11 protein-coding genes are annotated in these 9,819 nt (G+C 43.1%); all 11 read left to right on the top strand.

The window, feature by feature from the left end; all coding sequences use genetic code 11:
- Positions 1–284 precede the first annotated feature (284 nt).
- Complete coding sequence (locus U9Q08_03145) at positions 285–518, top strand: hypothetical protein (protein ID MEA3328712.1); 234 nt, start codon at positions 285–287, stop codon at positions 516–518.
- Positions 519–639: 121 nt separating this feature from the next.
- Positions 640–1,641, top strand: coding sequence for a 2-dehydropantoate 2-reductase (locus tag U9Q08_03140; GenBank protein MEA3328711.1), 1,002 nt, complete (start codon positions 640–642; stop codon positions 1,639–1,641).
- Between the two features lie 33 nt (positions 1,642–1,674).
- On the top strand, positions 1,675–2,256 hold the full coding sequence (locus U9Q08_03135) for a TIGR04076 family protein (GenBank protein MEA3328710.1): 582 nt from the start codon (positions 1,675–1,677) through the stop codon (positions 2,254–2,256).
- A 140-nt stretch (positions 2,257–2,396) separates the two neighbouring features.
- Entirely contained in the window at positions 2,397–3,659 is a 1,263-nt protein-coding gene (locus tag U9Q08_03130; protein MEA3328709.1) for a beta-ketoacyl-[acyl-carrier-protein] synthase family protein, read from the top strand.
- The gene (locus U9Q08_03125; protein MEA3328708.1) at positions 3,659–4,903 is read left to right on the top strand and encodes a beta-ketoacyl-[acyl-carrier-protein] synthase family protein; all 1,245 of its coding nucleotides are present in this window, start codon (positions 3,659–3,661) and stop codon (positions 4,901–4,903) included. The genes U9Q08_03130 and U9Q08_03125 overlap by 1 nt, the downstream gene beginning before the upstream one ends.
- Positions 4,904–4,930: 27 nt before the next feature.
- Entirely contained in the window at positions 4,931–5,170 is a 240-nt protein-coding gene (locus U9Q08_03120; protein ID MEA3328707.1) for an acyl carrier protein, read from the top strand.
- On the top strand, positions 5,171–5,977 hold the full coding sequence (locus tag U9Q08_03115) for a cyclase family protein (protein ID MEA3328706.1): 807 nt from the start codon (positions 5,171–5,173) through the stop codon (positions 5,975–5,977).
- A 16-nt stretch (positions 5,978–5,993) separates the two neighbouring features.
- Positions 5,994–6,434: an SRPBCC family protein gene (locus tag U9Q08_03110; GenBank protein ID MEA3328705.1), complete on the top strand. Its 441-nt coding sequence runs from the start codon at positions 5,994–5,996 to the stop codon at positions 6,432–6,434.
- The gene (locus tag U9Q08_03105; GenBank protein MEA3328704.1) at positions 6,431–7,561 is read left to right on the top strand and encodes an MFS transporter; all 1,131 of its coding nucleotides are present in this window, start codon (positions 6,431–6,433) and stop codon (positions 7,559–7,561) included. The genes U9Q08_03110 and U9Q08_03105 overlap by 4 nt, the downstream gene beginning before the upstream one ends.
- Positions 7,562–7,563: 2 nt before the next feature.
- A complete protein-coding gene (locus U9Q08_03100; GenBank protein ID MEA3328703.1) occupies positions 7,564–8,337 on the top strand; it encodes an SDR family oxidoreductase in 774 nt (257 codons plus the stop codon).
- A 37-nt stretch (positions 8,338–8,374) separates the two neighbouring features.
- The coding region (locus U9Q08_03095) for a radical SAM protein (GenBank protein MEA3328702.1) at positions 8,375–9,819 on the top strand (1,445 nt) is incomplete at its 3' end.

Here is a 9,819-nt window from a genome sequence, read left to right as displayed (position 1 = left end):
TTCCCGAAGGGCGACCGAAGGATCTCCCATAAAACCGTGTTTTCTGAGATTCTTCGGCCTTCGGCCTCAGAATGACCTTTTTAGCGTTATTATTTTTAATTTCGGTTAAGGTGTGCACTTTTAAAACATAAATCGTCTAAAAACTGTGCACTTTTAATTTTTAAATAATATCTCCCAAAAATATCTTGACAAATATCGAAACTCTTATATACTATATTAAGTTTAAATAGTAAAATTTTACTATATTTTAGAGTTGGGTGATCAGAATAAAGAGAGGTTCTTAAATGCTTTGGGAACAAGAAGTTGAAGAAAAATTTAAATTATTGGTTTCTAAATTGCCTTTTTTCCACCGGCATATTGCTGAAAAAGTAGTGATCAAAAGGGCCGAAGAACTGGCTGTCGGAAGAAAAAGCGATAAGGTTCAAAAGCAGGATTTGGCTGAGGCCTTTCTGTCGGAAGTCCCGGAAGTATTTCGCAGTTACTTAAACGGGCTTTTAAAAGGGGCAGGACTGGATTAATTAAACGCAGATTCTCGCAAATCTAACGCAGATTTACGCAGATAAATCCTAAAATCATCTGCGACCATCTGCGTTTAATCTGCGAATATCTGCGTTAAAGAATTATTTAACAGAGATAGAGATGAAAATTGCGGTTATCGGGGCAGGGGCGATTGGAAGTTTGGCGGCGGGTTACCTTGCTGATAAAAATGAACAGGTGGTTTTAATAGCCCGGCCAGGGCAGATTTCGGTCATTTCCCAAGATGGTTTAAGAATAGAAGGTGTCCGGGGCAGTTTATCGGTCAGGCTGCCGGTTAAAGAAAAACTCGATGAAAACATTGATTTGGCTATCTTAGCTGCCAAGACCCAGGATTTAGAAAAGACTGTTATGGAAAATTACGCATATTTGAAAAATGCAAACATCTTGTCTGTTCAGAACGGGATCAGGGCTGAAGAGGTCATTGCTAACAAACTCGGCAGGGATAACTTGTTCGCCAGCATAGTGATGTTCGGGGCAACTTATCTGGGACCGGGTAAAATTGTGCATAATTTTGAAGGCGATTGGATTTTAGGCCGGTTAACCCCAACCGCAAATGGGGCGTTAGAAAAGATTAAAAAGGTTACCTCTAAAGTATTTTCTTCTCCTTTAAGCGACGACATAATAGCAATGAAGTGGGTGAAATTATTTTTGAATGCCAATAACTGTCTGCCTGCGATTTTAGGAAAAAGCATGCAGGAAACATTCAAAAATATTTCTGTTTGTAAAATCAGCTTAGGTATTTGGCGGGAAGGCTGGAGCTTGGTAAATCAGGCCCGGATTAAATTGACTGCTTTGCCCAATTTTCCATTAGAACGGATTACCGGACTCATTTCTTTGCCGCCAGAGGAAGCGGCCGGGATTTTTTCCAATATAATGATTAATCTAAGCAAAAAACCGCTTTACGGTTCGATACTGCAAAGTATTAAAAGAAACCGGCTTTCAGAAATAGATTATATTAATGGAGAATTTGTTAATCTTGCTGAATCAATGGGCCAAAAAGCCCTGCTTAATGAAAGACTTGTCCAACTGGTCCATAATGTAGAAAAAAGTGGGGAGTTTCTTAGCGAGGAAGAATTGATAAACGAAACAAAAAGCTTATTGTAGACGCGAATGTTTTGTTTATAATCTTAGTTGATTATGATAAAGACGCCGTTTCCCAAGTTAAAACTCACTGTTACCAAGGTAGAAGGTGTTTGCTATCACGGATACAAAATTGGTGATGAAATTATCTTAGATGATTTTACCCATCCGCCCAAGCATTTTTGCTTAGGGCTGGCTCATGCGCTTTTTCCTACTATATATTCTTTAAGTTTTGGCGCGCGTTTCCCATTTATGGAAAATCAGCGCTCTATTCTTACCACCTGTCCTGACGGAGGAAAATTGGAATTTAAGGCAGAGGTGTTGGATAAAGAAAGAAAGGTTGAAAAGATCCCTAAAGACCCCGATTATAAAGGACCTCAGCCAAAAAAGATGCTTGTTGAAGTGGTTAAGGCCAAAGGCAAATGCGCCTATGGTTATAAATTGGGAGATAAATTTGAATTTGAGGGACTAAAATGTAAGCCTGACTTTTGCGGGGCAGCTTATCACTTAATGTTTCCTGCGCTTTTCGCCCTTAATTTCGGGGCAAAATTTTTCTTTATGGATAACCCGAATTCGATTGATACAGTGACTTGTCCCGACGGAGGGAATATCGTCTTCAAGATAACGAGGAAAGGATAGGTAATGTGGGCTTTGGGCTATGAGCTATGAGCTATGAGCTATGAGCTTTAGCGCACAACCCAAAGCCACAGCCCACAGCTCATAGCTCACAGCTCACAGCCCACAGCTCACAGCTCACAGCTCAACAAGGTGGTTTTAAGATGGAAAAGAAGAGAGTTGTCATAACCGGTTTAGGAGTTATTGCGCCCAGCGGGATTGGCTTAGAAACATTCTGGCGAAATATCTCTGAAGGGATTCCGGCGGTAAAGGAAGTAACTAATTTTGATGTTTCCCAGTTTACATCTCGGATTGCTGCTCAGGTTGAAGATTTTGACCCTGCTGCATTTGGTCTGAGCCAAAAGACGGCTGACAGGATGGACCGCTATGTGCAGTTCGCTTTGGCCGGCGCCAAGATGGCTATTGAGGATTCTCAACTGGATTTTAGCCGTCCGAAAGACCGTATGGGCGTAATTCTGGCCAATGCTATCTGCGGTACCAAGTATATGGAAGAGGAATTTTTGCGTGTAACCAACAACGGAAAAGATCCTATTAACCCCCGGCTGGTGCGGCCGGATCTTTATGATGCTTCGATGTTTAATACCCCCTCCAGCGAGATTTCCGGCTTTTATAAATTGAACGGCATTTGCACTACTGTTTCTACCGGCTGTACTGCCGGCACAGATTCCGTAGGCCTTTCTTACGAGATGATTCAAGACGGTGAGCAGGATGTAATTATTACCGGTGCCTCAGAGGCCCCGCTTACGCCGATTACTTTCGGCGCCTTTGATGTAGTTAACGTGCTTTCCGGCTGCAATGATGAACCTCAAAAGGCCTCGCGTCCGTTTGACGCTAATCGCAATGGTTTTGTGCTTAGCGAGGGCTGCGGCATTTTAATATTGGAAGAGTTAGAACACGCATTAAGGCGCAATGCCAAGATTTACGCAGAAATTATCGGTTACGGGACCTGCAACAATGCCTTTCACATGACTGATCTGCCGGCTGAGGGAGAAGCAATGGCGGATTGTATAAAACTGGCATTAGAAGATGCCGCGATTTTGCCGGAAAGAATAGAGTATATCAATGCCCACGGTTCATCTACGCGGCAAAACGATGTCTTTGAAACCGGTGCTTACAAACGGGTTTTTGGGGATTATGCCTATAAAGTTCCCGCCAGTTCCTTAAAATCAATGTTTGGTCATCCCTTGGCGGCGACTAATGCGGTAGAACTGGTTGCCTGTGGTTTGATTTTTAAAAATAATTTTTTGCCGCCTACAATTAATCAGGAGGTTCCTGATCCTGAATGTGATTTGGATTATATTCCCAATAAGGGAAGGGAAAAAAAGGTGGAATATATTTTAAAAACAAGCTCCGGGTTTTCCGGAATACATTCATCTATGGTGCTGAAACGCTGGGAGGAAAGGTAATGGGGGATATCGTGATTACCGGAATGGGCATAGTTTCTCCGGCCGGGATCGGCAAGGCAAATTTCTGGCGTCATATCCGGGAAGGGAGATCTTTCGTCAGCCCGATTACGCGGTTTGATTCTTCCCTTTATCCTTCGCGAGTTGCCGGACAGATTAAGGAGATCGAGCCTTACAGTAATAGCTTTTCTCCCCGGATGCTGAAGAAGATCGATCTTTTTTCCCATTTAGCTTTGATAGCTTCCGAGCTGGCTTTAAAGGACGCGGATATTAATTTAGAAAACTTTGACCTCAAGCGTACCGGTATCTTTATGGGTAACGCTATCGGCGGCTGGCTTTTTGCGGAAACAGAACTGAGAGATCTTTATCTGGAAGGCTGGAAAGGTGTCAGCCCGTTTATGGCTTCGGCCTGGTTTCCCGCTGCCCCCCAGGGACAGATCTCTATACACTATGGGATTAAAGGATATTCCAAGACATTGATTGCTGACCGCGCCGGTTCTTTAATGGCCATTAATTATGCTGCTAAAACCTTAAAAAGAAAAAAACTGGATTTGGTCCTGGTTGGAGGAATGGAAGCCCCGGTTACGCCATACGCGCTTTTATGCTGTAGTACTTACGGTTTTCTCTCTAAAAAGAACGGAGGGCCGGGCGCATATTCACCTTTTGACAAAGAGCGTGATGGATTTGTTATTGCTGAAGGCTCGGGTATTTTAACTTTAGAAAGATCGGATGATGCTGAAAAAAGACAGGCCCCGCGTTATGCTAAGGTTTGCGGATTTTATACTAATTGTGATGCTTACGACCGTATTAAGCCGGACCCGGAAGGATTATATCTGGCCAAGGCTTTAGAGGAGACGCTTAAGCAGGCAGGGTTTGATAAAAGCAGCGTTGATTATATCTGTGCTGACGGAGCAGCGACTATCTGGGGAGATATCAGCGAGACCAAAGCGATAAAAAAGGTTTTTGGTAAAAGGGCAAAGCATATTCCGGTAAGCGCGCCGAAATCAATGTTTGGCAATATGCTTGGCGCTCAGGGAAGCGTGGATGTCATTACTACGGTTTTGAGTATGATGTATCACACAGTTCCTCCGACGATAAATTACCGCAATCCCGACCCAGCCTGTGATCTGGATTATGTGCCTAATAAATCTGAACATAAAGAAGTCAAGCGCGCCCTGGTTATATCCCGCGGCCGGGGAGGGATTAACGCGGTGATGGCTTTAGAAAAAGTAGAGAGTAGAGAGTAGAAAGTAGAGAGAAAAAGGAGGGTTAATATGGCAGTTGAAGAGGATGTGAAAGAGGTTATTATTCAGACTTTAAGCGTAAAGCCGGAAGAAGTAAAATTGGATAAAAATTTATATGATTCTTTAGGCGTAGATTCAACAGAGATGGTGGATTTAAGAATTGCCCTAGAGAAAAAATTCGGCATAAAAATTGAGGGTAAAGAAATTGGCAAAACCAGTTCACCGGATGACATAATTAAAGTAATCGGAAGCAAAAGGAAGGCGTTTTAAATGAGATTAATTGATTTAAGTCTGCCTATTGACGACAAAAACCCCGAGGCCCATCCTATCCGGATAGAAAGGCTTGGGCATAGAAAGGGCATTGAGCATTTGAACTGGCTGATGATGCGCAAAAGCATCAAAGGACTTATTTCATATTTGCTGGGAAAAAGAATAATCAGGCCCGATGATTTACCCGACAAAGAATTTCTTTCTTTAGAAATGGTTTACTGCAGTGTGCATACCGGCACGCATGTGGATGCGCCATATCACTTTGGCACAAGATGCGAAGGTAAAGATTCTAAAAAGATTGATGATTTGCCCCTGGAATGGTTTTATGGGAACGGGGTTGTGCTGGGTTTAACTCATAAAAAGCCGGAGGAAGCAATTAGCGTTGAAGATATAAAATCCGCGTTAAATAAAGTTAATTACAAATTAAAACCCAAAGATATTGTTTTTTTACATACCGGCGCTGATAAATATTTTGGCAGTAAGGATTATATGATTAAATTTCCCGGGGTGAGCGCAGGGGCAATAGAGTATATTTTGGCTCAGGGCGTGAAGGTGATCGGGATCGATGCGTTGGGTTTTGACCGGCCTTACCCGGCAATGCTCAAGGACTTTTTGTCAAAAAAAGAAAAGGAAGTTCTCTGGCCGGCTCATTTTTACGGCCGGAAAAAAGAATATGCGCATATTGAACGTTTGGCAAACTTAGATAAGCTGCCTCAGGCCTTTGGATTCAAGATTGCCTGTTTTCCGGTGAAGATAAGGGATGCGGGGGCGAGTTTTAGCCGGGTAGTAGCTATATTGGAAGAATAAGAAAGGGGGAAGAGCTATGGGGCATACAAATAATTCCATTTTAATCAACGCGCCTTATGATAAAGTATTTGACATTTCTAATGATATCGAACGCTGGACAGAATTGTTTGGCGAAGAATACAAAGAGGCAAAGATTTTAAAGCGCGAAGGGAATAAGCTTACCTTTTGCTTAACCGATAATGAAAATCGCTCTTGGCAGTCATTTCGACTGCTTTTTAAGGAGCATTATTTTGCTTACGCCCAGAAACTGCCGCCGGAATTCCCGTTTAAATATATGAAAATTATTTGGCTTTATACCCTTAAATCCGAGGGTGTTTTAATGACCTGGATACAGGATTTCGAGATGGACGAAAAGGCCAAGTTTAACGACAGCCAGGTTGAGGAAATGATCAATAAACATTCCCGGGAGAATTTAAATATATTCAAGCGGATTATTGAAAACGAGGCAAAAAAATAAAAAAGTCAGTTTTTTTTCTTATAGCTTCAGCCGGATTTGTTCTTTCTTTTAATGTGATAGCCTGTTCGGCATTAATTCCCTCGATTGCCGCCGCGTTTGGGGTAAATGAGTTTTTTGTTGGAAAGATCGTCTGGCTCTATATGCTGCCTTATGGCCTGATGGCTTTGTTTTATGCGCCGTTATCCAGAAGCTTAGATTGCAAAAAGATACTTTCTTTTTCTCTGGCTGTTCTTTGCCTGGCTAATCTTTTTTCGGGGCTGGCTTCAAATTTGTATCTTCTTTTTGCTGCCAGGGTGTTAGCCGGTATGTCCGGGGCGGCAATTGTGCCTTTGAGCCTGATCTTAATTGCTAAAACCTCTCTTCCGCAGGAAAGAGGCAAGAGAGTAGGATGGTTTTTTAGCATCACTTTTGTTGCTACGCTTTTGGGACTATTTTTGAGCGGATTGCTCTTCTGGCGCTGGATTTTTTTAATACCGGCAATCGGCGCGGCATTGGTTTGCGCAAGCGTTTGTTTTTATTTCCCCAATTTTCTTCCCGTAGAAGAGAAGGTGAAATTCAATTATTTTCAGGTTCTTTCCGAGAAAAAGGTTTTTCGGTTATTCGTTTATATATTTTTAATGAGTTTTCTCTATCACGGAGTAAGGCAGTGGCTGGGGGTTTATTTTTCTAAGGTTTACGGCTTTGAACAATTTTGGGTCAGCATGCTTTTAACCACAGTAACCTTAGGCGGGATATTCGGCGAGTCGTTAGGAGGAATTCTGTCTGACCGGGCCGGCATTGGCAGGATAAGGGTTGTTAATGCAGGAATGGCCTTGATGCTTTTTGTTCTTCTTATTCTTTTATTTAAAAATGCCCTGTTCGCCCTTTTTACGGTTATGTTTATCTGGGGGTTGGGCTGGACATTCAATCATTCGGGAATTTCTACTATTTTGACTGATCTGCCCCACAGGCATCTTTATGAATCAGCCGGTTTGAATAGTTCGGTAAGATTCTTATCCGGAGGTCTGGGTATGGTCGTTGGCGGGATTTTAGTCCGCAGGAGTTTTAATTTGGAATTTGCAATTTTTGCTTTTTGTTTGTTTTTGCTGATTATTTTCAGAAAAAAACTGGTTATCAAGGAGGCTTAAGTATGAAGGACCTAAAGGGTAAAAATGCTGTCATTACCGGCGCAAGCAAGGGTATTGGAAAATCTATTGCCCGAAGGCTTGCTCAAAGCGGCGTTAACCTGGTTTTAGCGGCGCGCACACAGTCTACGCTGGATGAAACAACAAAGGAAATAGAAAAAGAAAATAATACCAAGGTCTTCGGTGTTCCTTGTGATGTTTCCCGTTTGGCTGACCTGGAAAATCTGGTTAAAGTTTCTTTAGAAAAATTAGGAAAGATTGATATTTTAATTAATAACGCCGGCGTTTCCAGTCAGCATTCTTTTGATCAACAGCCCTTAGACGATTTAGAGCGCCTGGCCCATACCAATTATTTGGGGTATGTAAGACTTACCCGCCTGGTAATTCCCCACATGATCGAAAATAAATCCGGTTCAATTATTAATATGGTTTCCGGCTCAGTTTTAGTTGAGCCTGTGCCGCGCAATTTTCTGGTATATAGTTCGTTGAAAGTCGGATTGCGCGCTTTTTCTAAGGGTTTATTCTGGGAGATGCGCGATAAGGGCATTAAGGTTACCGCGATTATGCCCGGGGTTACTGATACTGATTTAACCGGAAAACTGGCGGAAATAACCGAGAAGCAAAAAGGGCGCTTAATTTCTACAGAGTCGATAGAGGAAGCGGTAATGTTTGCCTTAAGGGTTCCTCAAAACGTCTGTCCGCTGGAACTGGCGGTTATAAATCAACAAACCCCCTGGGCAAAACCGGTTATTCCTTTTACGCAGAAACACCCCCGGTGAACACAGAGGACAGAAAACAGAAAAAGGGAGGTAATAAATGAAAGTCTTATTTGTCACGCCCCAGTTAGGTTCATGGGCAACGCACGGCCATCATGTGGCAGCTAATCAAATGCACGCTCACTGGGCAGCATATGCCCGCGAAAAGGGAGCTGTCAAGCCTGAAGTCTTGGATTGCAAAGCGTTAGGGATCCCGATGGATAAAATGGTGGAAATCATTAAGGGGAAAAATCCCGACGTTGTTGTTTTGGGAGATATGCTTCATTCCTACGGCGGGTTTGCCGTACAGTGGTATTTTAATGAAGCGGCTAAAAAAATAAAGAAAGCGCTTCCCGGCATAAAAATTGTTGTTGGGGGACTGTGGTATTCTTATTTAAGCAAAGAAAGCCTTCGGCAGAATCCGGCTATTGACTTTGTAGTAATGGGTGAAGGGGAAATAACCTTTACTGATTTGATGGATACTTTAAGTAAAGGCAAGACCAATTTCAAGGATGTTGCCGGCCTTGCCTCCAGGGAAAACGGAAATGTAATCTTTGGCCCGGTGCGTGAACTTATCCCTGATCTGGATATCTTGCCGCTTCCGGCCTATGACTTATTTCCGATGGAAAAATATGTCGGCCATACTTATTGGAAGCCGTTTATGGAAATTGTGACCTCGCGCGGTTGCACGCATGGCTGTACATTTTGCTATGAATGGAGCGAGCATGATCCCCGGGCCCTGCATCACTTTAAAAGGTGGCGGGCCAAGTCAGCTAAGCGCGTTGTAGATGAGGTAGAATTACTTGAAAAAAAGTTCGGTGTCCAAGTTATAGTTATCCAGGAAGATAATTTTAATCTTAACGGAAAGAGAGCCAGGGAATTCTGTGAAGAAAAGATAAAGCGAAATCTAAATATGAAGTGGGTAAGTTTAGGTTGTGCCAGCGACTGGGTAAAGGCTGAGAACGACATTCCTTTAATGAAAAAGGCAGGGATGTTTATGGGTGTGTTCGGAATAGAAGTAGCCAGTGACCAGGAGTTAAGGAAATTGGCCAAGGGTATAACCGTTGAGCAAATCTATAAGACTATCGAAGTCCTGCGCCGCAACGATATTGCTATTGTCGGCGACATAATGATCGGCTTCGACTACGATACAGAACAGATTATTAAAGACAGATTTGCCTTTGCCGATAAGGTTGACCCGGATATATTATGGATCGGGTATCTTACTCCCCCGCCGGGATCGCCGATATGGACGGATGCAGTAAAGCGGGGGTGGGTAAACCCTGAAAATGTTGACATTTTAAAATGGGATTTCTTGCATCCGGTAATACCTACCGAACATCTTTCCATAGAGGATCTGGGAAGATTGGGTGCCTGGTCTATGCGGGAGTTCTTCAGCAAACCGGGCAGGATTCACCGGATACTGGAGAGCAATTTCGACCCTCTGGCTAAGCTGTGCTTTCAGGACGTGATGAACAGTGTGCCGCAGTGGGAAGCCGGCGCTGT

This window comes from Candidatus Omnitrophota bacterium, from assembly GCA_034717435.1.
Taxonomy (GTDB): Bacteria; Omnitrophota; JAUWXU01; order JAUWXU01; family JAUWXU01; genus JAYELI01.
The sequence above is the reverse complement of the archived record's forward strand: the minus strand, read 5'-3'. Positions and strand labels throughout refer to the sequence as shown.

What these genes read in the sequence shown, in the direction of transcription:
- U9Q08_03145 (MEA3328712.1), top strand. Translation starts at nt 285, where the DNA reads ATGCTTTGGGAACAAGAAGTTGAAGAAAAATTTAAATTATTGGTTTCT.
- U9Q08_03140 (MEA3328711.1), top strand. Translation starts at nt 640, where the DNA reads ATGAAAATTGCGGTTATCGGGGCAGGGGCGATTGGAAGTTTGGCGGCG.
- U9Q08_03135 (MEA3328710.1), top strand. Translation starts at nt 1,675, where the DNA reads ATGATAAAGACGCCGTTTCCCAAGTTAAAACTCACTGTTACCAAGGTA.
- U9Q08_03130 (MEA3328709.1), top strand. Translation starts at nt 2,397, where the DNA reads ATGGAAAAGAAGAGAGTTGTCATAACCGGTTTAGGAGTTATTGCGCCC.
- U9Q08_03125 (MEA3328708.1), top strand. Translation starts at nt 3,659, where the DNA reads ATGGGGGATATCGTGATTACCGGAATGGGCATAGTTTCTCCGGCCGGG.
- U9Q08_03120 (MEA3328707.1), top strand. Translation starts at nt 4,931, where the DNA reads ATGGCAGTTGAAGAGGATGTGAAAGAGGTTATTATTCAGACTTTAAGC.
- U9Q08_03115 (MEA3328706.1), top strand. Translation starts at nt 5,171, where the DNA reads ATGAGATTAATTGATTTAAGTCTGCCTATTGACGACAAAAACCCCGAG.
- U9Q08_03110 (MEA3328705.1), top strand. Translation starts at nt 5,994, where the DNA reads ATGGGGCATACAAATAATTCCATTTTAATCAACGCGCCTTATGATAAA.
- U9Q08_03100 (MEA3328703.1), top strand. Translation starts at nt 7,564, where the DNA reads ATGAAGGACCTAAAGGGTAAAAATGCTGTCATTACCGGCGCAAGCAAG.